Here is a 24,633-nt window from a genome sequence, read left to right as displayed (position 1 = left end):
GAGAAGCAAAAAGTCAAAATTCAAAAGTCAAAAAATCGATGCGATGCGGTCCGTGATTACTACGTGTAATCTTTTCTAAATTTTCGGTGCCTGCATATAAGAGTGATGACTGACCTTAAGTTTTTACTTTTGAATTTTTACTTTTGACTTTGCATTTTACTTTTGACTTTTTATCGTTACAAATCTTACATCTGAGCCTGGAGACAATCTCAGCAGATTGCTCGTAACAACAGTATCTCCTGCCTGTAAGCCTTTTACAATTTCTACTGAATAAGGATTGCGTTCACCAATCTCTACTGCTGCCAACTCTGCTTTGTTGTTTCTGGAAACAAATACATTATACCCCTGGCTGGATGGCATTAATGCCTGTGATGAAACCAGTAAAGCATTTGATGAAGAATGCAGCGACAGATTTAACCTTGCGCTTTGTCCTGGTAACAGAACCCTGCCCGGATTTTGCGCAACAGCTCTTACAAGCAGTGTACGTGTGTTTTGATCCAGTTTTGATTCTCTGGCTATAACAGCAGCCTTGTATTGCCTGCTATCAGAAGCAACTGTGAAAGTCTGTTCACTGCCCGGAGTTATGATGGATGTATATTTTTCCGGTACATTAAATTCAACTTTTACAACGCTGTTATCCTGTATGTTGGTGAGCACCGTATTGGTCGATACAATGGCCCCGGGATAAACTTTAATAATACCTATTTGCCCGTCAAAAGGAGCCCTGATAAGTGTTTTGCTGATCATCACCTGCAGTTCGCTTATTTGTGCCTGCAATACTTTCAGATTGGTAAATGCCTGGTCGTAATCCTGCTGAACAACTGCTTCATGTTTAATCAGGTCGTGCAGCCTTTCTTCGTTCAATACAGCCAGTTTTTCCTGCTGACGAAGTTTTTCCAGTTGCGCTTTAAGATCGGCATCGTCCAGTTGAAAAAGTAATTCGCCTTTGGTTACAACGGAGCCTTCCTTGACGTTAACGCGAACGATCTTACGCGTTAACTCACTTACTATATCAACCTGTTGATTGGCTACCAGGGTGCCGGTTACTTCCATTTGCTGTTTTAAAACAGAGGGCTGCACAATGTTGCCATCTACCGGTGTGGCTTGCGGAATAGCTGCTACAGCCTTCCTTTCTGGCTCTTTTCCTTTTACTACGCATCCTGTAAGCAATAGTAGCAAGGCCGGAATATAAAAGAGCGTGATGAATCGTGTCTGTAATGAATGGTTACTCATTAGTCTGGCGTTTTATTTATTGATTTATTTAAATTTTTCGATAAATTAGCGATTGCAAAAACAAAAAATAGAAATTCAAATCAAAACTTTGTCGGGAGTTAATTGCTGTTGCCTGTTAGTTAGTCGTTTTATTTTTTTGCCTGAGTCAACGCCTTTTTATCGATTGGGAAAACAAAGCTATAGAAACATTTAAATATTTCAATGTATTTTTTTAAAAAAAATTGCCTTATATTTTAAGGCCCTCTATAAACGAGATATATTCATCCAGCATTTTGTTGTTAAGGGAGTAGCGTACGTTGCGACCATTTTTCTCAGAAAAGATCAATTCCGTATCTACCAGTTGTTTAACATGATGACAAATAGAAGGTTGCGCCAGGTTAAGGGTTTCATTCAGATCCACACAATAAAGGCAGTCTTTACTTTTCTTAATTTCTTTTAAAATAGTAAGCCTGGTAGTATCTGCCAGTGCTTTTGAAATTTTCTCAGCCTTCTTTGTATCCATTTTGTGCGGATTTTTTACAAAAAAGCATTTTTTTTGTCGATTCAACAAATTTTAATATCCCTGTTTCCGGGGCATGCCTCCTTATAACGTTGCCTGCCGCATTTTGTTACATCTTATCAAGTCTTTCATTCAGATCATCAAACAAAATTTATCAGCCCTGTTAGTTTTTCTTGTTTTGCTGTTACAAACAAACTTTTATCTATCACTAAAAAAACTATTGTATGAAACGTTTTATTGTAAAGCAATCATTTTACAAACCGTTGCTGCTGATGGCAATGGCTGTACTATTTTTTTGTGCGACAGCGCTCGCAGGCCTGGATAGTTATAAGATCTATCTTAACGGAAAGCTGTTGGTAAGCCAGGCTGCAAATCAAAGCACCATTACGCTTCCTCTGGAAGAAGCAAAGAGCGGCGACATGTTGGTTGTTTACTACACGCACTGTCATGGTGAGCTTGCCAAAGACAGGAGTCTTGTTTTAAAAGATGCAAGCGGTAACGTGATCAAAGAATGGAAATTCGGCAACGCCAATTCTGCAACTTCTTCTATGAGTATTCCCGTAAAGGATATTCTTGAAGTACAAAAAAAGAACACACACCTTCAGTTGTATTATGCCGCCGGGCAGTTGACTCCGAATGGACAGTTGTTGGCAGGGATTTAAGAGGTTTCAGGTATCAGGTGTCAGGTTTCAGGTGAGCTGTCAGCTGTCAGCTATCAGCTTTTAGCTAAAGCTGTCGCCTGATAATAAGCTTACCTGTAACCTGGAACCTGATTCCTAATTCCTGATACCTGACACCTGACACCTGATACCTCTCTCCAATAAATATCTTAAATCACAATTGCTGTCCAGCTCATAGCTCATAGCTAAAAGCTCACAGCTAATTTTAAAAGATGCAAGCGGCAACGTGATCAAAGAATGGAAATTCGGCAACGCCAATTCTGCAACTTCTTCTATGAGTATTCCCGTAAAGGATATTCTTGAAGTACAAAAAAAGAACACACACTTTCAGTTGTATTATGCCGCCGGGCAGTTGATTCCGAATGGACAGTTGTTGGCAGGAATCTAAAAAGGGTTCAGGTTTCAGGTGTCAGGTGTGAGGTGTGAGGTGTAAGGAAGTCAAAATTCAAAAGTAAAAATTTAAAAGGTAGAACTGGTTAGGTCTTAATCAGAGTTTTCTATTCCTGGTAATAGAGAAATATGAAATGCCCTTTTTAGAAATCAGATCAGGTGATTCGAAAACGGCTAAAACCTGATACCTGACGCCTTATGCCTCAAGCCTTCCGCCTTCCACCTCACGCCTCTCTCCAATAAATACCTTAAATTACAATTGCTGTCCAGCTCTGAGCTGACAGCCAATAGCTATGTCGAACGCACCTCTCATAAAGCGCAACATCCTTTATCACCTTTTATTCTGGTGTGCGCTTTTTGCTGCCTGGTATTTTTTCAGGTATGAGGACTATAGCAGCAAAAGGCTTGCATTCAACATTACTTTGCTTAAGGTAACGGACCTGGCCTTTATGGTGTATGTAACCAACTATCTGCTTATCCCGAAACTCCTGTACAGAAAAAAATATGTCTTGTTTGGCATAATCTTTTTATTGTTTATTGTCGGGTCAAGCTGGTTGAAAATGTACATTGAAGGGCAACTGGTACATCATCCCGAATTATTCAATGTGTTCAGGAACTTTAAGCGATTGTTTTATGATAACACCATTCCACATTTGTTGCTCGTTAGTACAGGTGCGGGCTTTAAGCTGATCCTGGATTACGCGAAGGCGCAAAAAAGAATGGGAGAGATGGCTAAAGAAAACGCAGAAGCCGAGCTTAACTTCTTAAAATCGCAGATCAATCCGCATTTTGTATTTAATTCGTTGAATGCCGTTTACTTTCTCATCAATAAGGAGAATGCTGAAGCGCGTGATGCTTTGCATAAGTTCTCCGGTATGTTGCGCTACCAGCTGTATGAATGCAACGGGCATAAAACGAGCATTGAAAAAGAACTGGACTACATAAAAAATTACATTGATCTTCAGCGGCTGAGAACAGGCGAACGCTGCGAGATCAATTTTAATTGTTCACCTTCCGTGAAAGGCTTTTCAATAGAGCCATTGCTACTTATTCCGTTTGTTGAAAATGCTTTCAAGCATTTGTCTTTTTTTAACGACAAAAAGAATGAAGTAAATATCTCGATCGGTAAAAATGATTCATCGCTCTTATTTAATATTGAAAATACAGCTGATAACATTCATCCGGAACCGTTATCCCGTGAGGGTATCGGGTTGAAAAATGTGAAACGCAGACTGGAACTGTTATATCCCGGAAAACATGAACTTGTTGTACAAAACAATCCCGGTAATTTCTTAGTTTCATTAAAGCTGGCAATAGATGCTGAACGATAATTTTATTTTAGCGCTATGATGATCAACTGTGCAATAATTGATGACGAACCGCTTGCCCGTAAAGGCTTGAAAGAGTATATAGCTGATATGGATTTTTTAAATCTTGTAGGTGAATACGATACTCCATTAAAAGCGGTGGAACAAATTAAGGCCGGAAAAATTCAATTATTGTTCCTGGATATTCAAATGCCGCGTTTGTCGGGCCTTGAGTTTCTTAAAACAATGACCAATCCGCCGCTTACGGTAATTACAACGGCTTATCCGGAATATGCGCTGGAAGGATTTGAACTGGATGTGCTGGATTACCTTGTAAAGCCGATCGCGTTTAACAGGTTTGTAAAAGCCGCGATGAAGGCAAAAGAGTATTTATCTGCCAGAACCGCCACGCCTTCAGCTGAAGATGATTTTATTTTCATCAAAGCTGATAACAAACTTGTGAAAGTGTATTACGATGATATCCTTTTTGTTGAAGCCACCCAGAATTATGTAACCATCTTTACAAAAACAAAAAAATACATTACTTACCTCACATTCAAAAGCATAGAGGAAGCTTTACCTGCCAGCCGTTTTTTACGGGTACACAAATCATTTATCGTACAGCTAAGTAAAGTAGAAAGTGTAGATGGCAACGAATTGGTGATCGATACACACAAAATTCCGGTAAGCCGTGCAAACAAAGACGAAGTGATGCAGAAGATACTGAGCGGAAAGTTTTTGAAAAGATGAAATAAAAGTCAAAATTCAAAAGTCAAAATTCAAAAAAATGCTCCCTGCGCATCAGGCATCAAAAAAACAGAGATCAACACATCAGACATTAGCGATCTTCACCACACCTAACACCGTACATCTAACATCGTACATCTAACATCGTACATCAAAGCGGCAGTCTGTTCATATAAACCTTTGTATAAAAATCCATTTGAATTGTTCCGTTTTGTTGATAGGTATTAAACAGCTTTTCGAGTGTTGCGATCATTTCTTCATAACGCGGTTCTCCCTCCAGTGGCATATAGGAAGCTGATTCAAGCTGGCCTTTGAGCGATGTAAAATCCATTAGTTGTGGATTGGGAAATGATTCTACAATCATCGGATCGTTTCTGAAAAAAGCAGTGATGGTTTCTTCATCCGCACGTTTCGTATCAAGATAATCCTTTCCAAATGCCATTTTTAGTTCTTCATATTCTTTCATAAACGGAGCCGTATTGTCGCGCAGATTCCAGATGAGCGCCACATGCCCGCGGTTATCTAAAATGCGTTCAAACTCTTTTCTTGTTGCCACAGGTTCCATCCAGTGAAAAGCCTGTGCAACAGTTATAAGGTGTACACTCTTGTTTGCCAGTGTGGTATGTTCAGCAGTCCCTTCAATACTTTGATAGTTGCATACAGCACTCAGTTTTATTTCAGCCGCTGCGCGCATTGCTGCATTAGGCTCTACTGCGTAAACTTTTTTCGCATTGTGCAACAACAGTTCTGTAAGTATGCCTGTTCCTGAACCAATATCTGCAACAACGGCTTGTGACGACAACCCGGCTTTTGTCTGCAGAAACTGAATTAATTCAGGCGGATATGATGGACGGAATTTTACGTAATTCTCAACGCGATTGGTAAACCTGCCGGTCGGATTCATGGAAGATAGCTTATCATTCATAACCCAAATTTATTCCAATTCCTTACAATAAAATAACTGGCACGATACTTTCATGCTGAATATTCCGATATTACTTTTACCTTAAAATACGATCGCCATGTCAACAGAAAAAGTTGCAAATCGCCTTGTAGAACTCTGCCGCAAAGGAGAATTTGAAGCTGCTCAAAAAGAACTGTTTGCAGAAGATGCCATCAGTATTGAGCCCTATAGCACACCTGACTTTGACAAAGAAACCAAAGGATTGAAAGCGATTATCGAAAAAGGACACAAGTTTGAATCTATGGTTGAAAAAATGCATCACCTGGACATTTCCGATCCGCTGGTTGCAGAGAATGTTATTGCATTTACGCTTTCGATGGATATGAAAATGAAAGGTCACGAGCGTTCAAAAATGGGTGAATTATGTGTTTATCATGTTAAAAACGACAAGATCGTCTCTGAACAATTTTTCATGTAGAAAAACGGGAAATACACTTGCAAAAAAGGATGGAAGTTTATACATTAGGTTAAACTTCTAACGATGAACAGGACCAGGTTTCTCGCACTTATCGGGCTTTCATTTGTTGCATCTTTTTTGTCTTCTGCAAGAAGAGGAAAAGGTGTACAGCTTGTTACAGATTGTAATGATCCTATAACGCCTCCGGTAAATGAAGGGCCATACTATAAGGATGAGAAGCTAAATCGGGCAGACATCAGGGAAAGCAGGGCAGGCGTGCCGATAACATATCTTTTCATGGTGGAAGATAAGCATTGCAAGCCTGTTGAAGGAGCAATTGTGGACATTTGGCAATGTGATGCTGAAGGTCGCTATTCGGATTTTGAGGCGCAACAATCGCTTAATCAAACCTGGTTGCGGGGGTACCAAAAAACCGATAAAAAAGGTGAATGCAAATTTCAATCAATTTTCCCGGGATGGTACAACGGGCGTTTAACGCATTTGCATTTGAAGGTACATGTGAACAATTCGGTAGCCTTAACTTCTAATCTCTTTTTCCCCAAGCATATTGAAGAAGCTGTATACAAAAATCCGCTTTACCCCAAAGGTCTTAATAACGTAACAGTTGCGCAGGACATTGAATTGCATGGAGACAAGGATGAGAGCCGGTTTAAGGCACTTACAATGGAGATTACAAAGGATGGTGCCAATCAGCTTGTCGGCAAATACAAAATAGCGCTTACCTGATCAACAAGTAGTCCCAACTATAAAAAAGCCGGTAAGGACCAAAACCCTGCCGGCTTACATGTACTGTTTCACAAGAAGAATATTGGCTACTGCATTAATGCAGGGCCGGCAGCGATGATTTCGCTGTCAACACCACTTGCATATTTTTCAAAGTTTTTAGTAAACTGAGCGGCAAGTTTGTTTGCCATAACGGAGGAGGCTTGCCGTTCTTTCCAGGTATTTACAGGATCGAGTATTTCAGATGGAACGCCCGGGCAGCTTAATGGCATGAGCATTCCGAAAACAGGATGAGGGCGATAAGCTACATCGTCCAGTGAACCGTCGAGAGCAGCAGTGACCATTTTTCTTGTCAAAGCCAGGTCAATGCGTTTTCCCGTGCCGTAAGGGCCACCTGTCCAACCTGTATTGATCATCCAGACTTTTACTTTGTGATGTTTCAGTTTCTCGCCCAACATAGCCGCATATTTACCGGGATGTAACGGCAGGAATGGCGCACCAAAGCACGCACTAAAAGTGGATGAAGGTTCTTTTACGCCTGTTTCAGTACCAGCTACCTTGGCGGTATATCCTGAGATAAACTGATACATGGCCTGTGGTGCAGTTAACCGGGAAACAGGTGGCAGAACGCCATATGCGTCACATGTAAGGAAGAATACATTTTGCGGTATGCTTCCCACAGACGGATGCACTGCGTTGGTAATATAATGGATAGGATAGGAAACGCGTGTATTTTCTGTGATTGAACTGTTGGTAAAATCAATCTGGTTGCTGCCCTCAGCAAATCTTGTATTTTCAACAAGAGCACCATGTTTTATAGCATTGAAAATATCAGGTTCTTTATCACAGCTCAGGTTAATGCATTTTGCATAACAACCGCCTTCAAAATTGAATACGCCATCATTGCTCCAGCCGTGCTCATCATCTCCAATTAATTTTCGAGACGGGTCGGCACTTAACGTTGTTTTTCCTGTGCCGCTTAATCCGAAGAACAAAGCCACATCGCCCCGCTTGCCTGTGTTTGCAGAACAGTGCATGCTTAGTACATGTTTCTGTAAAGGCATCAGGAAATTCAGCACACTGAATATGCCTTTTTTTATCTCACCTGTATAGCCCGTGCCTGCTATAAGAATTGTTTTATGCGTAAAAGATATTACCGCGGCATTGGAATTTTTGATGCCGCACTCCTCAGCATTTAGCTGTAGGTCCGGAGCGCATAGAACATGCCATTCCGGAACAAAGCTGTCCAGTTCTTCTTCACCGGGACGAAGGAACATGTTATAAGCAAAAAGGTTCATCCACGGATTTTCAGTGACTACCCTTATGTTTAATCTGTATTCCGGAGATGCACATGCGTAGCAATCACGGATCCATATGTCGGGCCGCATATCAAGATGGTCCTTCATCTTTTTGTGAATAATGTGGAAATATTTTTCCTCCAGTGGTTGGTTAAAGTCATTCCAGTCAACACTGCCTTTTGTTATATCGTCGTAAATAATAAACTTGTCTTTCGGACATCTACCTGTAAACTTACCTGTTTCAATAACAAGCGCACCGGTATCATTTAATTGCCCTTCGTGCAGGGCCAGCGTTTCTTGTATAAGGTCGGACGGTGTTTCCTGGTAGTGTACGTCATTTAGCAAATACAATCCGGTAGAAGCGAAATGCTGTAGGTCTGTGGCAGAAGCAATAGAAAACATAGACAGCAAATTGATTTGTTAACTACAAAGCTAACAATCGTATGTTAGTAAAAAACTACTGTGTTTGTAATACATATTGAACAAAAACAATTTTTTTCGAAAACGAACAGGAAACTTTCTAAACAACCGGCGCAAAAACTGAACAATTGCAGGCAAGAAGCGGCAAACATTAAACAAGAAAAAAAAGTTTGAAAATGAAGCTTTTTTGCGCACACGTTTACATAAAGTACATGACGGCTGGGCTGTTACAATTCTGTAGCTTCCATAAAAAACTAACATGCAGCTAACTAACAGACAGGCATTAACGCTGGACGAATTCACTATTCAACAGCTTCGCAATTTCCCGAATGCAACGGGAGAGCTAAGCACATTACTGAGAGAGATCGGGCTGGCTGCCAAGCGCATAAACGTTGAAGTAAATAAGGCAGGACTGGTTGATATTCTGGGTTCAATAGGAGCCGTGAATGTGCAGGGCGAAGATGTAAAGAAGCTGGATGAGTTTGCCAACAATGAATTTATAAAAGTTTTGCAGCATGGCATTAGCTGCGCAGGAATTGCCAGTGAAGAATGTGATGACATACAAATATTTGATGATGAAGTAAGTTGTAACAGCAAATATGTCGTACTATTTGATCCGCTGGATGGCAGCAGCAATATTGATGTAAATGTATCTATCGGCACTGTATTCAGCATTTACAGACGCACGAGTGAAATAGGCAGCCCATGCACACTGAACGATTTTCTTCAGCCAGGTGTTAAACAGATTGCTGCCGGGTATATTATCTATGGATCTTCAACCATGTTGGTTTATGCTACGCGAAGAGGTGTAAATGGTTTTACACTGGATCCCTCTATTGGTGAGTTTTGCTTTAGTCATCCTGATATCAAGTGCCCGACCAACGGCAATGTGTACTCCGTTAATCACGGGTATTTTTTCAATTATGAAGAAGGTGTAAAAAAATATATTGATCAATGCCAGCACAAGGCAGGAGAACAGGGTGGCCCATATTCTAATCGCTATATAGGAAGCATGGTGGCCGATGTGCATCGCAACCTGATAAAAGGAGGTATATTTTTATATCCCGCGTCTAAACAACAACCTAACGGCAAATTGAGATTGTTGTATGAATGCAACCCACTGGCTTTTATTGTTGAAGTTGCCGGAGGTCAGGCAACTGACGGGAAACAACGAATACTGGATAAACAACCCATTGCCTTGCACGAAAGAACTCCATTCTTTATTGGAAGTAAAGACATGATGGAGGAGCTGGAAAAATGCTTGATTTAATTGACAATTGAAAATGGAGAATTGACAATGGGCAAATTGGTGAATGTGCAAATTTGCGAATGTGCAGATGATGAGAAGTTTCGCCGCGCCGCTGCTTCTCTGCGCTCATTGTGCGAAATTGCGGTCGCCAAATCCAAATATTGAAATGAAAATGAGTTAAGTAATCAATCTTAGCGTCGCTGCTCCTTTGCGTCTTTGCGTGAAACAACAAACAATAAAAAACTGCGTGAAAGTTTGGCCGTTGCATCGCTGCTTCTCTGCGCTCATTGTGCGAAACTGCGGTCGCCAAATATTGAAATGAAAATGAGTTAAGTAATCAATCCTTTGCGTCTTTGCTCCTTTGCGTCTTTGCGTGAAACAACAAACAATAAAAAACTGCGTGAAAGTCTGGCCGTTGCGTCGCTGCTCCTTTGCGATCTTTGCGTGAAAATCTAGCCCTCGCGTCGCCGCTTCTTTGCACTCTTTGCGTGAAACTACCGTCGCTAAATATTGAAAAGAAAATGAGTTAAATAATCAATCCTTAGCGTCGCTGCTCCTTTGCGTCTTTGCGTGAAACACAAACAATAAAAAACTGCGTGAAGGTCTGGCCGTTGCGTCGCTGCTTCTTTGCGGCCGCTGCGTGAAACCAGGGTCGCCAAATATTGAAATGAAAATGAGTTAAGTAATCAATCCTTTGCGTCTTTACTCCTTTGCGGTCTTTGCGTGAAACCCTCGCCGTCTTCCTGCCCGCCGGGTGAAACCCGCCCCGCTTTAGAAATACGGATAGCGCTTTCTGATGAGAAGGATGGACCTTTCAATTAGTTCATCGTCTATATTGGTGGAAAAGTTGGAAAAGCTGAATCGCGCCACGACGTTTTTCGCGTTTTCTACAAAAATAAAATTGCCGCCTATGAATATTTTATAGTCTCCAAACTGTTCTGGTGATGGATATTGCACAAAAGTTCTCGTAGTCTTAATTTCCTCAAAATTGCTGATGAAGCACAGGTTATCCATGAAATGAAAGTATTTTTCGCACACTAAGCAAAAACCTGACCAAAGTTTTTTTGGAACCACGGAGGCAGGACGACACAAAGAGTTCACAACGCTTTTTTACTTATAATCAAATTGCATTTTGTTTTTTTTCAGACATTTCAGCGAAGTAAAACATAACGCCTATGTGTCTTTTTGTCGCCGTGCCTCCGTGGTTCAATCTACTTCGCGAGGAGCCGCAGCCTTTTCCGGTTGCCTGCTATCCATAACACATCCTTTTCATGCAAAACCAATGTAGACGAAGGATTTAGAATGCGGTTACCATCGCGCTCTATCCCCACCACCAAGCCTTTCGTCCGTTCGCGAATAGCAGAATCTTTAATTGTTTTGCCCACAAATTCCGAGTCCTTTTTTACTTCCATTTGCTGAAGCAGAATATCATCTTCTGTTGAAACATGCACAGGCGTTTGTTTGGAATGTTCCTGCAAATAGTTTCTGAATGTTTCCAGTTGTTCATCAGTCCCTATTACGTGCAATATGTCAGAAGGATAAAGTCTTTCATCTCGTTGAGGCAACATTATTGTAAAATTGCCCCTTTTGATGAGAACGATATTGATACCCATTTTTTCGCGCAGTTGCAGTTCATTCAGCGTAGTACCGATTTGTGTAAAATCAGGACTCAGTGTAAAGCTTGCCATGTGTGCATCCCAGGGCGCAAGATGGGAACCCGATTCTTTCTCCTGCATTTTTTCTTTCTCATTAAAATTGCTGATAAAACGCTGTTCAATTTTGTCGTATACCAGTTGTAGTTTCTTGTAATTAAAACCAATAACAATTGCTACCAGAATGAACGCACCAAATGCAACATAAGAGGAGAGAAGGTTATTCAGGATCATCCCCACAAAAAACATTGCAATCAATATACGGATCAGCTGGAGAACCTGCAGAGGTGTTTTATACTTCGCGTTCGATAATAGTTTTATTGTTTTTTCCGGCTGTATTTTTCTTATTGCAAGTGCCCATATGAATGGCGACGAAATAAGGATCGTAACAACGGTTATGATCAGTGGGATCCAGTTGCCGTTTTTACCTGAAGCAAACATGGGCGAAATATATCTCGATGCAATAAGAGAAACCCCGGTTAGAATAACGGAACAAACAATGACCTGTACGACAGTTGCGCGAACGACTACCCGCCAATCACTCACTGATCTGATAGAGTCTGTTGCACTGCTATAGCCCGCGAGTTTGTTGATGAGTTTGGGTGGCAATTTTTTCTCCAGCCAGTTATACACCGGAGTTGAAGCCTTGATAAAGTAAGGCGTTGTAAATGTTGTTATAGCGGATACGGCAACCACAATGGGATAAAGAAAATCGCTGGTCACTTTAAGCGTAACACCGAGCGTTGCAATAATGAAAGAGAACTCACCAATCTGCGCAAGGCTCATACCGGCTTGTACTGACTGTTTCAAAGGCTGCCCGGATATCAATGCGCCAAGCATTGTGCCGAATGTTTTACCTATGATAGTGATAAGTGTAACAATAAGAATCGGCCAGATATAATCCAGCAAAGTTGAAGGATTGATGAGCATACCTACGGAAACAAAGAATACTGCCCCAAAAAGGTCTTTAACAGGTGCTACCAAATGTTCTATCTTTTCACCCTGTCTTGTTTCAGCCAGGATTGAGCCCATTATGAATGCACCCAGCGCCGGCGAAAAACCTGCTTTGCCGGCAAGAAAAACCATTACAAAACACAAGCCGAGGGACACGATGAGCATGGTTTCATCATTCATCAAAACTTTTGCTTTCTTTAAAAAAGTGGGAATAAAAAATATGCCCGAGACAAACCACAGAATTAAAAAGAACAGCAATTTAGAAATAGAAAGCAGCATGTCCCAGCCCGCAAATTCCCTGCTCACGGCAATGGTTGACAGCAATACCATCAACACAATGGCAACAAGATCTTCAATGATCAGCGCGCCAAATACAACACCTGCAAATTTTTTGTTTTTTACATTCAATTCATCAAATGCACGAAGTATGATCGTTGTTGAAGACATAGAAAGAATAGCTCCCAGGAAAATACTATCCATTTGAGACCAGTGCATCAGTTGACCTGTCAGATAGCCGAGGGCGATCATGCAAATGATCTGCACCAGGGCCGTGATAGACGAGGAGCCGCCTACTTTTATGAGCTTCTTAAAACTAAATTCAAGTCCGAGGCTGAACAAAAGGATGATGACGCCAATCTCTGCCCATACTTCAATGTTCTCATGATCCGTAATGCTGGGGAATAATTTGAAGTTAGGGCTTACCAGTAATCCCGCAATGATATATCCCAATACCAGCGGTTGTTTTAATTTTTTAAAAAGAAGTGTAACTACAGCCGCGACTGCCAGTATCAAACCAAGATCAATAATTAGTTGTGGTATATGAATCATATTTTTTTGCCGGATTGAATAATTATAAAATAAAACTTCTGCAGCCGTAGCACAATATTGAACAAGCTTTACGAACTGTTTGTTGTGCACGACAGTATAAATGTAGTCACCGATGTATAGAAATACAAGGCATGTTTACACCGCTGCAGCAACAAATCACCGATGTTATTTACGCTAAAAAATTACCAGAAAAAATGATTGGGAAATAGTAGAATCGTACTTAACTGAACAAGTGAAAATGTTTTATGCAGCGGTAATGCAGGTGCTTTTATATTCTCCTTGTTTCGGTTATCAGTGTGCGTTGTATGCAGAAAAGAAACCGGATTGTTTGGATTGTGGTAATTAACAAAATTGTCCGTCTCAAAAATATTTTGCAACAGCAGGTGTTTGCCGGATGATGCCTTGTACCCCTGACTCTTTACATGAACATTTTTTTGTACAGAAAAAGTTGCACCCGCAATGTTGGTGGTTTCCGGGAGAGAAACCTTTTCTGCTTCGCCATTTTTTATTTTTACTGCATTGGCCGGGTGTAAAAAAATAAGGAAAAAAGCAACTAAACTGTATGTGATCCACTGAAGACGCATTGTTCCAAAGTTAGGCTTTTCAAGGTTTTTATTCGTTGTCATTAAAAAACTAACTAACATGCTTTTGAAAATTCCTCTGATATTTTAACAAACGCATTTTATTCCGGAAAGTGATGTTGTTCTGTATGCAATGCCAAACACCGTTATGTTACGTTATGTAAAATGAAATTATGCATGGCCTGGATTCACGATCCGCAAAACGATTTAACATATCACCATTATCCGTTTATTCGTTTGAGTATTGATGTGTGATAAGTTGTGCATAAATCGCCTTTGAAAGTTTACTTAATTGAGAATATATTTGGGGAATATATCCGGGCAATATCCTTAAATTTATAACCATTTTAAGGCTGGGCCCCGAGTAGATTATCAGCTTTAATTTAGTTTTACAACTTATGACAATACCTAATGAAAAGCCGGACAATGGCAATTCCGTGTTAATAAGCGGTGAGCTTTACTATTTAATGAATGTATTGTGGCTGGTTGATGAAGAAGAAATTCTTCCTGTCCTTGAACCTTCACCAGGTGAAAAAACCTATAACTGATCAACCTGACTGTTCATTTATTTAGTGGATTAATCTCCATCCTGCTTAATAAATTTAAATTCTTCCGTTCTGTTGGCAAGAGATTCAATTGCCTTATAAATATAACGGCACACCAGTTCCGCGCCTTCTTTATTAATTAATGGTGCATCATCTTCAGGCGTGTGATATTGCGGATGTCCTCCGGTATGCATGCCAACAGCAGAAATACCTTTTCTGTAAAATGAAACGTGATCGGATCCTCCTACACCGCCGGCATGTACTACAGGATTTAACCCGCTGCCTTCGCCCAACTGTTTCATTAATGCAACTCCTCCGGGAAAAGTTCCCGCACCACCCATGTAAAGTTGTTGCTCTGCATTTAATCGTCCAACCATATCCATGTTGATCATTACTTTGATGGCAGATTGATCAACGGGCAGGTGATTAACAAAATAAGAAGAACCCAGCAGACCTTCTTCCTCTGCACTAAAGCTTACGATTAAAACACTACGCTTCAAAAGAGATTTGTTATTAGCAAGTTCCCTGGCTATTTGAAGCAGTGCAGAAGTGCCTGATGCATTATCGTCCGCTCCGTTATGGATTGCAACTGTATCAGGTTTTAAAGATCCTGTACCGTAGCCACCCCAGCCAAGATGATCGTAATGCGCACCTAGTACAATGTATTCGTTTTTAAGCTGATCATCACTCCCTTCAATAATGCCCACTATGTTGTTCGCTGTAACTTTTTTAGGTTGAATGTCAACAAACGCGGTAATGTGTACCGATGATGTTTTACCTGAATTTTCATTTTTGTTTGCTCGACTACTGGAAAAATAATTGCTCCAATTGTCCTCCCATACTCTTCTTTTAAGATGAAAAACAGGAATGCCAAGCGTTGCTTTCTGGCCCGGCCTTAATCGTACCAATACATCTTTTACATCCAGTGTATCCGGAGTAATAAATATTACTGCAGCAGCTCCATGGTCTCCTGCCTGCCTGGCAATGTCGTAGTCGTTGTTTGTTTTTGACCTCCAAACCGCCACACATTTATGTTGTATATCGGTCGCATTTAACGCTTCAACATTATTTCCTATCCATATTACAGGAGCATCAATTTTTCCATTGCCAGAGAAAGAAAAAAGGCTATAGTCTTTGCTGAACGTAAGATTGCCTGCGCCCTGCAGATTAATAAAATTATTTTTAGCCGGTTCTAATTTTACTACAACATCAAATGGCTGATAATAACTGTTGAACGCTTTCTTCAATCCATCGTCTTTGAACTGGCGGGCTATATATTTTGCTGCCATTTTATTACCCTTTGTTCCCGGGAACCTGCCCTGCAATTTATCCGATGCGAGGTAGGATACATCATTCAAAAATTTTTCTCCTTTAATTCCATCCTGGGCAAGTGTGGTCAGAGCACTTGCTGCAGCCAGGCTCACAAACAAAATTTTTTTCATCAGGGATAATCTTTTATCGCAGGTTATATCATCGTTTCAACGTGCGCAAAAGTAGGGGGAAATATTTTATTGCGGCTGCCATGCACAGTTAACAACTTATAGAGGAAGCATTTGGCGAAAAACGATTTCACGGTTTAGTTAATAGTTTCCAGTAAACATAAGTGTATAGTGATCATCATGCTGCATATGTTTACGTGCAGGTAAGCAATATTGTTTTTTTGCACTGCCGGGTACATATTGCATAGTAAAATGCGAGGCTTAGTTTTTATAAAACACGCACATTAATTATCTGAAGTTCATAGTAAACCAGAGCGCCCAGCCAACAATATCCTTTTTTCCGGCCGGCACAATTCAAACATTATTAATTAACAGGGAATAAAAACGAGCTTAGACTGACTATGTCAGCTTCTCAATTCTACGTACGCTATCTCCATAGCATCGATCGTAGTTTTTATGTAACGGCGCAGGATTATATCTGCATGTTGGTGCGGTTCGTCAGGTTCATACCAGTTTCCTTCTTTGGTTTTATAAAGGCTGAACAACGGTTCATCCGAGATGGCCAGGCTATTTTTTCGTGTTATGCAGTATTCAGTTAGCATGGCGGATAAATTCCCTAAAAAATTATGAACACCTGTCTGCCGCTTTTCAAAATAGTACACTTCATCCGCATTTAACACGATCTTATTTTGTTCAGTTCTCATGCAGGTAAAAATTACGCTAACAATAATACAAATTACATTATTGAAAACCGCGAATAGTTATGCACATTAAAGATGTTTTCAATGTATATAAATATCCGTCTGTGGCAATATTGTTACTGGCCGGAAGACCGGAAAAAGGAAAGGTCTGCCGCATTTTTCCCGTCTTTTAAAGCTGCTTCTCCGTCGCATGCGTCCAGACTTGTATCTTTGATACCGGTATTCACTGTAACCGCAAAAAAGCACCATCATTTACAACAGTTGCGTACCATTTATGCATGAGTAAACGGAGCAACTTTCAAATTATTTTTGTTTTAGGTTGGTTATCTGCTATAGGGCCTTTTTCCATCGATATGTATTTGCCGGGTTTCCCTGCGATTGCCAAAGATCTCAATACTGATATTGCACACATCTCACTTTCATTATCAAGTTTTTTCATAGGTATTTCAGTCGGACAAATCATTTATGGTCCGTTGGTCGATCGTTTTGGGCGCAAAAAACCTATGTACGCCGGTCTGTTGCTATATGTGCTGACTTCCATCGGCTGTACTTTTGGAAATTCGGCTGATGCACTCATGGTGCTGCGATTTTTGCAGGCGTTAGGTGCCTGTGTTGGCATGGTGGCTTCGCGTGCAATGGTGCGCGACCTTTTTTCTGTAACAGAAACAGCAAAAGTATTTTCGTTGCTCATGTTAATTGTCGGCGTATCGCCTATCATTGCGCCAACGTTGGGTGGTTATGTTACAGCGGTTTTAGGGTGGCGCTATGTGTTTGTTGTACTTACATTAATTGCCATTTGTATTTTACTGGGAGTGTATTTCTTTTTACCGGAAAGCCGGCAGCCAGATCCGCATTATTCACTTAAGCCGAGAGTTATCTTGGGTAATTTCCGGGATGTTATAAGAGATTCTCAGTTTGTTACCTACGCATTTACCGGGGCTTTGGCAACGGCAGGGTTGTACGCATATATAGCCGGTTCTCCTGCTGTTTTTATGAAAATATACAACGTTACGGAAAAGCAGTACGGTTGGATATTTGCGCTGATTGCACTAGGCCTTATTATTTCCAGTCAGCTAAACAGTGTGTTGCTGCGAAATTTTAAAAGCGAGCAGATCATTCGCATCGCGTTACTTGCCCAATCATCAACAGGCATTTTGTTGTTTGCAGGCACAATTGCCGGCGTATGGGATCTGTTCAGCACCATTTTTCTCATTTTTGTTTTTCTCTGCTGCCAGGGATTTACTTTCCCCAATTCGTCAGCGCTTTCACTGGCACCATTCAGTCGCAACGCAGGCAGCGCTTCCGCATTAATGGGCGCCATACAAATGGGTGTGGGTACCCTTAGCTCTGCTTTGGTAAATGTGTTTGCTAACGGTACCGCATTGCCGATGACATGCATTATGGCATGTTGTGCAATAAGCAGTTTTTCCGTGCTGATGACGGGCAGAAGAATTATCCGCATTCGTGCGACGGCAGCTGTTGTAAATGAAGAAACGGGCGATATGATAAGTAAGTTGTAAGGTCTTACTTCATGCGCAGATCGTCAAAATCGCTATCACCATATTCCATGTGCTGTTTGGTGAAATCATGAATGTGTTGAAGACCGGTATCAGGCTTGTGTGATACTTCATATATAGTGTCAGTAAATGGTTTACTGCTGTCATCTATGTCCACAAATTGTTGAAGCCATTCTGCTATCTTTTTTTTTGGTAGCAATTGTTTGTTTGATTCGCCGCTGAATAATCCAACCTGTGAAATTATGTTTACAAGTTTGTTGAAGTCCTCAACAGATGCAACACTCACTTTGTCCATAACTGTAATCATAACAGTATTTTTTGCAATTACTAATTAGCTTTAACTCTTGTGCCAGGCGAAGAAACAGGTTGTGTTCACCTGTTTCCCGCTGGGCTTTTGTTTTACGCAAGGCAAACATATAGCAGCGATTTTTTATTGCATGATAATGTAAGAGAACAAATTATTAATTCATTCTTAGTTGGATGTTAATTGATGTTGCATGGTTTTGTGTATGTTCGTAAATATGCCCGATGATATATGAAGAAATTTATTGTACTTGTTTTATGCATGGTCTTAGTCTCCGTTGCATTTGCTCAAAAGAAGAAAATAATTCTGACTACATCTTATGGAAAGATAGAAATGGTGCTGTACGACAAAACACCAAAGCACCGTGATAATATGCTTAAGCTGGTAAGACAAAAATTTTATGACAGCATAATGTTTCATCGCATCATACCGGCGTTTGTAATACAAGGTGGTGATCCCAATTCTAAACATGCAAAGCCAGGTGCAATGTTAGGAGAGGGGGATGTAGGCTACAAGATTCCTGCAGAAATAAATGACGAATATTATCATCGTCGAGGTGCAGTCGGTATGGCAAGAGAAGACAATCCGGAAAAAGCTTCTTCCGGTTGCCAGTTCTATATTGTGGTTGGGAAAAAAATTACAGATGAAACCCTGGATAAATTAACAAAGAATAACGGACGTACATTTACGAAAGAGCAGCGGGATGTGTATAAAACCGAAGGCGGCACGCCACATCTTGACGGAAGATATACGGTGTTTGGTATGGTAATAAAAGGAATGGATGTTGTTGACACTATTTCCAAACTTCCACGTGATGCCAATGATCGTCCCAACCAGGACGTTGTTATGAAACGGGTTCGGATAAAGAAGAAGTTTTGGATCTTTTGAGGAAGCCCAAAGCTTAAAGCCCAAAGCCTAAAACCGGAGCATGTACCTGGATAGTGAATAATTCTCCTTTCAATATCTATCGAAGTAAAAACACTGAATATGAGCCAACTCAAAGCTTTAGGCTTTAAGCTTTAGGCTTTGAGCTTTCCTTAACTAAAAACTTTTGGCACATTTATACCTCCTTCGTAATTTTGCTAACAGTGTTATATTTTTTAAAAGCGTTAAAATGGGAGTAGCGGAAAGAAAACAAAGGCACAAGGAGCAGGTTAAAGCTGCTATTCTTGAAAAAGCCTGGCAAATAGCTACCACCGAAGGGTGGCAGACGCTCTCTATCCGTAAAATTGCGGATGCTATTGAATACAGTATTCCTGTAATATATACGCATTTTGAAAATAAAGAAGCCATTTTGTTTGAATTTACACGCAAAGGGTTCAGCATTTTATCAGAGAGGTTAAAAGAAGCGAAAGAAAGCCGCCAGGAATCCTGTCAGCAATTGGATGCCATCGCAAAAGCATATTTTAAATTCGCCTTTGGCAACAAGGAATATTACCAGTTAATGTTTGGATTGGGGATGCCGCCTTGCGAAACTGTAAGTCGTGTAGCGGAAATGAAAGAATTTTCGGATGTAATTATTTCTGTTATTCAATCCGCAATACAAGGCAGTAAAAACCCGGATGCAGATGCTTTTCTGAAATTCCATGCATATTGGTCCATTCTTCATGGCCAGGTTTCTTTGCAGATGATGAACAATAACGGAAACGTTTCCAATGATCTTAAAGAAAAGATCCTGGAAGATTCAATAGCTGGTTTTATAAAAGCGCTAGTGAGCTAATTTTTTTTCATAAAAAAATAACACTGTTATAAATAATAGCATTGATATTTCAATCCTGGACCTCAAAAGTCGAACGTTTTAATTTTAAATAACAGTTATGGAAACAACAAAATGGGTAGTAGACCCAATGCACTCAGAGGTTCATTTTAAAGTAAAACACCTTGTTATCTCTACAGTTACAGGCGCGTTCAACACATTTGGTGGCGAAGCGACAGCAAACGGAGATGATTTTGAAAATGCAAAAGTTGCATTTACGTTGGATGTAAACAGCATTAATACAAACCAGGAGGCACGTGATAACCACTTAAGATCCGCGGAATTTTTTGATGCCGGACAATTTCCCACTATATCTTTTGAATCAACTTCTTTTAAAAAGGCAAAGGGCGACATTTACGCAGTAACCGGTAACCTTACAATGAAGGGCATTACTAAAGAAGTAACAATCGACGCAGAATACGGTGGCGCAGCAAAAGATGCCTGGGGTAATACCAAGCTTGGTTTTGAAGTTACCGGCAAAATAAACCGCAAAGAATTCGGCCTTACATACAATGCGCTTACAGAAACCGGTGGTCTTGCTTTAGGTGAAGACATCAAACTGATCGCCAATATTCAGCTGGCAAAATCCGCATAAGCTCACTAAGGAATAGAACCTTTTTATATTACCAAACAAAACAGTACAGAACATTTATGAAAAAAATTAGCGCACTCTTTATTGCTGTAACTATTGCTGTTGCAAGCTTCGGACAAACAACCTGGAAAGCTGACAAAGCCCACACACAAGTTAAATTTGATATCACTCACCTGGGCGTATCAACTGTTTCAGGAGCATTCACTGATTTTGATGCATCCATCGTTGCTACAAAAGCAGATTTCAGTGATGCGGTTTTCACACTTACTGCCAAAGCTACTTCTATTAATACCGGCGTTCAGCAAAGAGACGAACATCTGAGATCTGCAGATTTCTTTGATGTAGCCAAATATCCTGAGCTTTCTTTCAAAAGCACATCTCTTGCAAAAAACGGCAATAACAAGTATAAAGTGTCTGGTAACCTGACTATACATGGTGTTACTAAACCTGTAACGCTGGACCTGTGGTACCGCGGTACTATTACCAATCCGATGAGCCAAAAGCCTGATGCCGGTTTCCGTGTAACAGGTTCTGTAAAGCGTTCTGACTTTGGTATCGGTGGTAAATTTCCTGAAGCTATGTTGAGTGAGGAAGTGATTATTGTTGCTGACGGAGAATTCGGAAGCTAATTGAAACTTATTATTGTTGCCGGTTTACATTCAGAATATGAAAACCGGCAGCTTTTAAAAATACAATTATGAATGTAGAGATCTGGAGCGATATTATGTGCCCGTTTTGCTATATCGGCAAACGCAAATTTGAGGCGGCACTTAAGCAGTTTGATCATAAAGAAGACATAAAAGTAACCTGGCGAAGCTTTCAGCTGAATCCTGAGTTGAATGCAAAACCTGGTACACATATCGATCAATACCTCGCAGAACATAAAGGCTGGACAGTTGAGTATGCCAGGAAGGTTAATCAGCAGGTGACAGATATGGCCAAACAGGCTGGTCTTGAATATGATTTTGACAAAGCTGTGGTTGCCAATACTGCATTAGCTCACCAGTTAATTCATATTGCTGATAAGAAAGGTCTCGGTGATGCTGCGAAAGAGACTTTGCTGAAAGCTTACTTTACAGACGGAGAGAATGTTGGTGATGTTGAGACGCTTGTAGCAATTGGCGTAAAACTTGGATTGCAGCAGGACGAAGTAAGAGAAGCATTGGAAACAGGCAGGTATGAAGATGAGGTTTTTGCCGACCAGCAAAGAGCTGCAGAAATAGGTGTACGTGGCGTTCCTTTTTTTGTTTTTGATGAGAAATACGCAGTCTCAGGGGCACAACCTTCGGAAGTTTTTCTTGGTGCATTACAGCAAAGCTGGACAGAGGCTCAGGCCGCACCGGGGGATGAAGGCGGATTTTGTACAGTGGATGGGAAATGCAATTAGAGATTTGAGATTTGAAATTATTGCCGTTGGAATACCAGCGGCTTTTTTATTGATTTGAGATTTACGGTTTGAAATTAATGTGTTGAGGGTGCCATCGGCTTTTTTACTTCAATTAATATTCATTACGGATTTCACATTTAAACAGGTTAAAACAAAATGGTGAGTCTGAACTTGAGAATCTCAAATTATAAATTTCAAAATCTCAAATTATAAATTTCAAATCCCAAATCATACTGTTTAAACAATAAGGCCACTGTAAAAACAGCGGCCGGATATACCCTCAAAGGTACGCTAATATAAAGATTGTGTTGTAAGTATAAGTATTTGTGTTAAAGATCATATTATCTGGCTCCCATGACAGAACGCACATTTATGCAGCTTTTCCAGTTTTCGGGACAATAATTGGGACCCGGATTAATTGTTTCTAATTTAAGAAATTATATAAGCATTAAAAACGGAAAGCTTATATAATTGTTTATTGAATGTAGCTTGTTTTTTTGATTTTTAAAAGCAGAAAATACTGGTAGTGCTTCATCACCCTGCTCAGATTGCGGCCGTATTTTCTTTTTTCGCTTATGCCCATAAAAGATAATGAAAAAAACGAGGTAACAAAAGTTTAGTATAACTTACTCGTTGGCCGTTTCTTTTTGAATGACATCGTGCTGTTTGGAATTAATGATTAGTTAATCATATTTACTGCCAATAAAGGAGTTGAAGAAGATATTTTTGTTTCATGTTAATTGAATTTTAATTGAGAGGCCGGGAGAATGTGTGTTTTTTTGTTTAGTATTATTGAACCAGTGGAATTTTGAATTGGAGCAGTTTAGAGAATTTAAAAATTAAGCGCTATGACCAAAGACCCGGTATTAATTCAGCAGAAAGTTGACGAATTGTTCAGTCTTTACGATAAATATGGTGATGAAGATTATGGAGAAGGAGTAACCCAGTTGATGCATATGATTCAGTGTGCCAAACTCGCATTAAGTGAGCAGGCAGATAATGATATGGTGCTGGCAGCTTTTTTCCACGACATCGGGCATTTTCTGGAGCATGCAGAAGATATGGGCGGTTACGGACGAAAAGATCACGACAAGCTGGGACGCGACTATTTGCTGGAACATGGTTTTTCGGATAAGATAGCTGACCTGGTGGCCAGTCATGTAGAAACAAAACGTTACCTGACTTATGCAGAAGATGGCTACTATGATAAACTTTCTGATGCAAGCAAGATGACATTGAAATACCAGGGTGGACCAATGACGGAAGATGAGGCGGCTGCGTATGCAAAAGATCCTTTGCTTGAAAGTTATATTAAAATTCGCCATTGGGATGATCTGGGAAAAGATACAGAAACGCCCGTTGATCCTAAAGACGTGGAGATGATGAAACATCTTACGTTCGAATATTTAATGAGCCGGGCATAAAGCCTGGCCCGTTGCATTAAACTTTCTTTTTAGGAGGAACTATTTGTTCCTTTTCCTGAACAGAAGCTTTGCCGGTTTCAACCTCGACCTGTTTCATGGTCACCGCATAAGAATTAGGTAAAATTTCCGATCCGTACTTAATGGCGTATGCCTTTGTAAACTCCGCTCCGAAATACAGTATTACTGAAGAGTAATAAACCCACAGCAGCAATATCACCAGTGAACCCGCAGTGCCATAGGTGCTGCCAACGTGGCTACGCGAGATATAGAATGAAATAAGAAATTTACCCAGCAGAAAGAGCAGGGACGTCACAAAAGCGCCTGCTGTTACATCTTTCCATTTAATCCGCGCATCCGGAAGAACCTTGAAAATCACGCCGAAGATCATCATACTCGTGAATAGTGTCATTCCCAGGTTGAAAATGTAGAACACCACGATTGTTACATCGGGATAAGCTGCTTGCAGCCGGTTATTCAGCGCTTCTATAACACCGGTAATTACAAGTGATACCAACAGCAAAAATCCCAGGCTGATGATCACAGAAAAAGATAAGAGTCTGTTCAGCAGCATTTTCAGCAACCCCTTCTTCGGCTTGGGTTTGATTCCCCAAATGATATTGATAGAATCCTGTATCTCGGCAAAAATAGAGGTGGCGCCAATCACAAGAGTGATTACGCCAATAATTGCAGCTATTTTGCTTTTGCCGCCAATAGCTGCATTTTCGATGATGTGTTGCAATTGAAGCGCGGTATCCTGGCCAATGAAATTCCTGAGTACACTATATACCTGTCCTTCTACGGCTTCTTTTTCAAGGAACAGGCCGCAAAATGAAATCAGCACAACCAGTAATGGTCCCATAGAGAAAACTGTGAAATAAGCCAGGGCACCGCTTAGCTTGGTTACCTTATCGTTAATAAAGCAACTAAAAGTATTCTTGATCACTTCCCATACTCCCTTTATCGTTATTCTTTTCATGCACAGTTTTTCCTGTTATAACACAAAAAGGCTACCATGCTTTTTGTAT

General features: G+C 40.5%; 26 protein-coding genes. 15 read left to right on the top strand and 11 right to left on the bottom strand.

Features of this window, described 5'->3' with window-relative positions; all coding sequences use genetic code 11:
• Window positions 1–156: 156 nt before the first annotated feature.
• Together QTN47_RS07155 and QTN47_RS07150 are read right to left on the bottom strand one after the other, a co-directional pair.
• On the bottom strand, window positions 157–1,233 hold the full coding sequence (locus tag QTN47_RS07155; RefSeq protein ID WP_369328661.1) for an efflux RND transporter periplasmic adaptor subunit: 1,077 nt from the start codon (window positions 1,231–1,233) through the stop codon (window positions 157–159).
• Window positions 1,234–1,459: 226 nt separating this feature from the next.
• The gene (locus QTN47_RS07150; protein ID WP_369328660.1) at window positions 1,460–1,735 is read right to left on the bottom strand and encodes an ArsR/SmtB family transcription factor; all 276 of its coding nucleotides are present in this window, start codon (window positions 1,733–1,735) and stop codon (window positions 1,460–1,462) included.
• 221 nt (window positions 1,736–1,956) lie between these two features.
• On the opposite strand from QTN47_RS07150, the gene QTN47_RS07145 reads away from it, so the two are divergent.
• The 4 genes from QTN47_RS07145 (at window position 1,957) to QTN47_RS07130 (ending at window position 4,859) form a co-directional block, all read left to right on the top strand.
• Window positions 1,957–2,394, top strand: a complete 438-nt coding sequence (locus QTN47_RS07145; RefSeq protein ID WP_369328659.1) for a hypothetical protein — start codon at window positions 1,957–1,959, stop codon at window positions 2,392–2,394.
• Between the two features lie 244 nt (window positions 2,395–2,638).
• Entirely contained in the window at window positions 2,639–2,800 is a 162-nt protein-coding gene (locus QTN47_RS07140) for a hypothetical protein (RefSeq protein WP_369328658.1), read from the top strand.
• Window positions 2,801–3,095: 295 nt separating this feature from the next.
• The gene (locus tag QTN47_RS07135) at window positions 3,096–4,133 is read left to right on the top strand and encodes a sensor histidine kinase (protein ID WP_369328657.1); all 1,038 of its coding nucleotides are present in this window, start codon (window positions 3,096–3,098) and stop codon (window positions 4,131–4,133) included.
• Window positions 4,134–4,148: 15 nt separating this feature from the next.
• Window positions 4,149–4,859, top strand: coding sequence for a LytR/AlgR family response regulator transcription factor (locus QTN47_RS07130; RefSeq protein WP_369328656.1), 711 nt, complete (start codon window positions 4,149–4,151; stop codon window positions 4,857–4,859).
• A gap of 148 nt (window positions 4,860–5,007) precedes the next feature.
• On the opposite strand, the gene QTN47_RS07125 is transcribed toward QTN47_RS07130, so the two are convergent.
• Entirely contained in the window at window positions 5,008–5,781 is a 774-nt protein-coding gene (locus tag QTN47_RS07125) for a class I SAM-dependent methyltransferase (RefSeq protein ID WP_369328655.1), read from the bottom strand.
• Between the two features lie 97 nt (window positions 5,782–5,878).
• On the opposite strand from QTN47_RS07125, the gene QTN47_RS07120 reads away from it, so the two are divergent.
• Together QTN47_RS07120 and QTN47_RS07115 are read left to right on the top strand one after the other, a co-directional pair.
• Window positions 5,879–6,238 (top strand): SnoaL-like domain-containing protein, encoded by a 360-nt coding sequence (locus QTN47_RS07120; RefSeq protein ID WP_369328654.1) that lies wholly within the window; start codon window positions 5,879–5,881, stop codon window positions 6,236–6,238.
• A gap of 63 nt (window positions 6,239–6,301) precedes the next feature.
• Window positions 6,302–6,964, top strand: a complete 663-nt coding sequence (locus tag QTN47_RS07115) for a dioxygenase family protein (protein WP_369328653.1) — start codon at window positions 6,302–6,304, stop codon at window positions 6,962–6,964.
• Window positions 6,965–7,050: 86 nt separating this feature from the next.
• Here QTN47_RS07115 and pckA read toward each other — a convergent pair whose 3' ends face one another.
• On the bottom strand, window positions 7,051–8,661 hold the full coding sequence (gene pckA / locus QTN47_RS07110; protein WP_369328652.1) for a phosphoenolpyruvate carboxykinase (ATP): 1,611 nt from the start codon (window positions 8,659–8,661) through the stop codon (window positions 7,051–7,053).
• Window positions 8,662–8,938: 277 nt separating this feature from the next.
• On the opposite strand from pckA, the gene fbp reads away from it, so the two are divergent.
• Window positions 8,939–9,949, top strand: a complete 1,011-nt coding sequence (gene fbp / locus QTN47_RS07105) for a class 1 fructose-bisphosphatase (RefSeq protein WP_369328651.1) — start codon at window positions 8,939–8,941, stop codon at window positions 9,947–9,949.
• A 750-nt stretch (window positions 9,950–10,699) separates the two neighbouring features.
• Here fbp and QTN47_RS07100 read toward each other — a convergent pair.
• From QTN47_RS07100 to QTN47_RS07090, 3 genes are all read right to left on the bottom strand, one after another.
• Window positions 10,700–10,942, bottom strand: coding sequence for a hypothetical protein (locus QTN47_RS07100; protein ID WP_369328650.1), 243 nt, complete (start codon window positions 10,940–10,942; stop codon window positions 10,700–10,702).
• A gap of 197 nt (window positions 10,943–11,139) precedes the next feature.
• Complete coding sequence (locus QTN47_RS07095; protein ID WP_369328649.1) at window positions 11,140–13,362, bottom strand: monovalent cation:proton antiporter family protein; 2,223 nt, start codon at window positions 13,360–13,362, stop codon at window positions 11,140–11,142.
• Window positions 13,363–13,544: 182 nt separating this feature from the next.
• Window positions 13,545–13,988 carry a hypothetical protein gene (locus QTN47_RS07090; RefSeq protein ID WP_369328648.1) on the bottom strand — a complete coding sequence of 148 codons (444 nt, stop codon included), beginning with the start codon at window positions 13,986–13,988 and terminating at the stop codon, window positions 13,545–13,547.
• 353 nt (window positions 13,989–14,341) lie between these two features.
• Here QTN47_RS07090 and QTN47_RS07085 point away from each other — a divergent pair, with 353 nt between their 5' ends.
• On the top strand, window positions 14,342–14,491 hold the full coding sequence (locus QTN47_RS07085; RefSeq protein WP_369328647.1) for a hypothetical protein: 150 nt from the start codon (window positions 14,342–14,344) through the stop codon (window positions 14,489–14,491).
• 29 nt (window positions 14,492–14,520) lie between these two features.
• On the opposite strand, the gene QTN47_RS07080 is transcribed toward QTN47_RS07085, so the two are convergent.
• Together QTN47_RS07080 and QTN47_RS07075 are read right to left on the bottom strand one after the other, a co-directional pair.
• Complete coding sequence (locus tag QTN47_RS07080; protein WP_369328646.1) at window positions 14,521–15,930, bottom strand: M28 family peptidase; 1,410 nt, start codon at window positions 15,928–15,930, stop codon at window positions 14,521–14,523.
• A gap of 401 nt (window positions 15,931–16,331) precedes the next feature.
• On the bottom strand, window positions 16,332–16,631 hold the full coding sequence (locus tag QTN47_RS07075) for a hypothetical protein (protein ID WP_369328645.1): 300 nt from the start codon (window positions 16,629–16,631) through the stop codon (window positions 16,332–16,334).
• Window positions 16,632–16,906: 275 nt separating this feature from the next.
• On the opposite strand from QTN47_RS07075, the gene QTN47_RS07070 reads away from it, so the two are divergent.
• On the top strand, window positions 16,907–18,148 hold the full coding sequence (locus QTN47_RS07070) for a multidrug effflux MFS transporter (RefSeq protein WP_369328644.1): 1,242 nt from the start codon (window positions 16,907–16,909) through the stop codon (window positions 18,146–18,148).
• Window positions 18,149–18,152: 4 nt separating this feature from the next.
• Here QTN47_RS07070 and QTN47_RS07065 read toward each other — a convergent pair whose 3' ends face one another.
• Entirely contained in the window at window positions 18,153–18,452 is a 300-nt protein-coding gene (locus QTN47_RS07065; RefSeq protein WP_369328643.1) for a hypothetical protein, read from the bottom strand.
• Between the two features lie 228 nt (window positions 18,453–18,680).
• On the opposite strand from QTN47_RS07065, the gene QTN47_RS07060 reads away from it, so the two are divergent.
• The 6 genes from QTN47_RS07060 (at window position 18,681) to QTN47_RS07035 (ending at window position 23,608) form a co-directional block, all read left to right on the top strand.
• On the top strand, window positions 18,681–19,337 hold the full coding sequence (locus QTN47_RS07060; RefSeq protein WP_369328642.1) for a peptidylprolyl isomerase: 657 nt from the start codon (window positions 18,681–18,683) through the stop codon (window positions 19,335–19,337).
• A 226-nt stretch (window positions 19,338–19,563) separates the two neighbouring features.
• Window positions 19,564–20,169 carry a TetR/AcrR family transcriptional regulator gene (locus QTN47_RS07055; protein WP_369328641.1) on the top strand — a complete coding sequence of 202 codons (606 nt, stop codon included), beginning with the start codon at window positions 19,564–19,566 and terminating at the stop codon, window positions 20,167–20,169.
• Between the two features lie 97 nt (window positions 20,170–20,266).
• Window positions 20,267–20,800 (top strand): YceI family protein, encoded by a 534-nt coding sequence (locus tag QTN47_RS07050; RefSeq protein WP_369328640.1) that lies wholly within the window; start codon window positions 20,267–20,269, stop codon window positions 20,798–20,800.
• A 56-nt stretch (window positions 20,801–20,856) separates the two neighbouring features.
• The gene (locus QTN47_RS07045) at window positions 20,857–21,426 is read left to right on the top strand and encodes a YceI family protein (RefSeq protein WP_369328639.1); all 570 of its coding nucleotides are present in this window, start codon (window positions 20,857–20,859) and stop codon (window positions 21,424–21,426) included.
• Window positions 21,427–21,494: 68 nt separating this feature from the next.
• Entirely contained in the window at window positions 21,495–22,184 is a 690-nt protein-coding gene (locus QTN47_RS07040; protein ID WP_369328638.1) for a DsbA family oxidoreductase, read from the top strand.
• A gap of 848 nt (window positions 22,185–23,032) precedes the next feature.
• Window positions 23,033–23,608 carry an HD domain-containing protein gene (locus QTN47_RS07035; RefSeq protein WP_369328637.1) on the top strand — a complete coding sequence of 192 codons (576 nt, stop codon included), beginning with the start codon at window positions 23,033–23,035 and terminating at the stop codon, window positions 23,606–23,608.
• A gap of 16 nt (window positions 23,609–23,624) precedes the next feature.
• Here the strand turns inward: QTN47_RS07035 and QTN47_RS07030 are convergent, their stop codons facing one another.
• The gene (locus tag QTN47_RS07030) at window positions 23,625–24,584 is read right to left on the bottom strand and encodes a YihY/virulence factor BrkB family protein (protein WP_369328636.1); all 960 of its coding nucleotides are present in this window, start codon (window positions 24,582–24,584) and stop codon (window positions 23,625–23,627) included.
• Window positions 24,585–24,633: the final 49 nt, after the last annotated feature.

It is taken from the genome of Danxiaibacter flavus (assembly GCF_041060425.1).
In the GTDB taxonomy this organism is placed as follows: Bacteria; Bacteroidota; Bacteroidia; order Chitinophagales; family Chitinophagaceae; genus Danxiaibacter; species Danxiaibacter flavus.
Note: the sequence above shows the minus strand (reverse complement) of the source record. Positions and strands in the feature narration are given on the sequence as shown.

Bases quoted from the DNA above. Each gene is read 5' to 3' on its own strand.
- QTN47_RS07085 (WP_369328647.1), top strand. From the start codon at position 14,342: ATGACAATACCTAATGAAAAGCCGGACAATGGCAATTCCGTGTTAATA.
- QTN47_RS07080 (WP_369328646.1), bottom strand. From the start codon at position 15,930: ATGAAAAAAATTTTGTTTGTGAGCCTGGCTGCAGCAAGTGCTCTGACC.
- QTN47_RS07030 (WP_369328636.1), bottom strand. From the start codon at position 24,584: ATGAAAAGAATAACGATAAAGGGAGTATGGGAAGTGATCAAGAATACT.
- QTN47_RS07115 (WP_369328653.1), top strand. From the start codon at position 6,302: ATGAACAGGACCAGGTTTCTCGCACTTATCGGGCTTTCATTTGTTGCA.
- QTN47_RS07075 (WP_369328645.1), bottom strand. From the start codon at position 16,631: ATGAGAACTGAACAAAATAAGATCGTGTTAAATGCGGATGAAGTGTAC.
- fbp (WP_369328651.1), top strand. From the start codon at position 8,939: ATGCAGCTAACTAACAGACAGGCATTAACGCTGGACGAATTCACTATT.
- QTN47_RS07070 (WP_369328644.1), top strand. From the start codon at position 16,907: ATGAGTAAACGGAGCAACTTTCAAATTATTTTTGTTTTAGGTTGGTTA.
- QTN47_RS07150 (WP_369328660.1), bottom strand. From the start codon at position 1,735: ATGGATACAAAGAAGGCTGAGAAAATTTCAAAAGCACTGGCAGATACT.
- QTN47_RS07035 (WP_369328637.1), top strand. From the start codon at position 23,033: ATGACCAAAGACCCGGTATTAATTCAGCAGAAAGTTGACGAATTGTTC.
- QTN47_RS07065 (WP_369328643.1), bottom strand. From the start codon at position 18,452: ATGATTACAGTTATGGACAAAGTGAGTGTTGCATCTGTTGAGGACTTC.
- QTN47_RS07130 (WP_369328656.1), top strand. From the start codon at position 4,149: ATGATGATCAACTGTGCAATAATTGATGACGAACCGCTTGCCCGTAAA.
- QTN47_RS07100 (WP_369328650.1), bottom strand. From the start codon at position 10,942: ATGGATAACCTGTGCTTCATCAGCAATTTTGAGGAAATTAAGACTACG.
- QTN47_RS07145 (WP_369328659.1), top strand. From the start codon at position 1,957: ATGAAACGTTTTATTGTAAAGCAATCATTTTACAAACCGTTGCTGCTG.
- QTN47_RS07135 (WP_369328657.1), top strand. From the start codon at position 3,096: ATGTCGAACGCACCTCTCATAAAGCGCAACATCCTTTATCACCTTTTA.
- QTN47_RS07050 (WP_369328640.1), top strand. From the start codon at position 20,267: ATGGAAACAACAAAATGGGTAGTAGACCCAATGCACTCAGAGGTTCAT.
- QTN47_RS07155 (WP_369328661.1), bottom strand. From the start codon at position 1,233: ATGAGTAACCATTCATTACAGACACGATTCATCACGCTCTTTTATATT.
- QTN47_RS07090 (WP_369328648.1), bottom strand. From the start codon at position 13,988: ATGACAACGAATAAAAACCTTGAAAAGCCTAACTTTGGAACAATGCGT.
- QTN47_RS07120 (WP_369328654.1), top strand. From the start codon at position 5,879: ATGTCAACAGAAAAAGTTGCAAATCGCCTTGTAGAACTCTGCCGCAAA.
- QTN47_RS07040 (WP_369328638.1), top strand. From the start codon at position 21,495: ATGAATGTAGAGATCTGGAGCGATATTATGTGCCCGTTTTGCTATATC.
- QTN47_RS07060 (WP_369328642.1), top strand. From the start codon at position 18,681: ATGAAGAAATTTATTGTACTTGTTTTATGCATGGTCTTAGTCTCCGTT.
- pckA (WP_369328652.1), bottom strand. From the start codon at position 8,661: ATGTTTTCTATTGCTTCTGCCACAGACCTACAGCATTTCGCTTCTACC.
- QTN47_RS07045 (WP_369328639.1), top strand. From the start codon at position 20,857: ATGAAAAAAATTAGCGCACTCTTTATTGCTGTAACTATTGCTGTTGCA.
- QTN47_RS07125 (WP_369328655.1), bottom strand. From the start codon at position 5,781: ATGAATGATAAGCTATCTTCCATGAATCCGACCGGCAGGTTTACCAAT.
- QTN47_RS07055 (WP_369328641.1), top strand. From the start codon at position 19,564: ATGGGAGTAGCGGAAAGAAAACAAAGGCACAAGGAGCAGGTTAAAGCT.
- QTN47_RS07095 (WP_369328649.1), bottom strand. From the start codon at position 13,362: ATGATTCATATACCACAACTAATTATTGATCTTGGTTTGATACTGGCA.